Origin of the sequence: Vallitalea maricola (assembly GCF_036985595.1) — a bacterium.
Lineage (GTDB): Bacteria > Bacillota > Clostridia > Lachnospirales > Vallitaleaceae > Vallitalea > Vallitalea maricola.
On sequence record NZ_BTPU01000170.1, the window covers coordinates 1 to 394 of the forward strand.

The following is a 394-nucleotide window of genomic DNA, read 5'->3' on the forward strand; positions in this document are numbered from 1 at the left end:
AATAGTATATCATTGTTTTCCAGTATTTGTACATTGACTCCTAGACTTTCTGATATTTTTGATTGTATCAAGTGTTCATTCTTAGTTATGTAAACACTATCTCCATATACATCAATCAAGTCTGCCATAGCTGATAGTCTGGTAAATTCATAGATATCGTAAGGGGTTATAGTTTGTCCTGTTTTCTCTTTGTACAAGAGTTCATTCTTCTTGATATATTTCTTGTAATACTCCCATACACCAGTTTCTCTATAACCACCTTCTGCTATTCTTGTAGTAATCTCACCTGTGTCTAATTCATTTAGCTTTCTAAACAGTTCTTTGATGTTTGCATCAGCTATGTATTTGGCACTAGACCACTCATTTAATTGATTTTTAGATATTTTCATCTGTT

Annotated in this window: 1 protein-coding gene; it reads right to left on the reverse strand. The window is 32.0% G+C overall.

Annotated features, from left to right (window positions below):
• A partial coding sequence (locus AACQ14_RS23745) for a hypothetical protein (protein ID WP_339366018.1) occupies window positions 1–394 on the reverse strand: 394 nt, incomplete at both ends.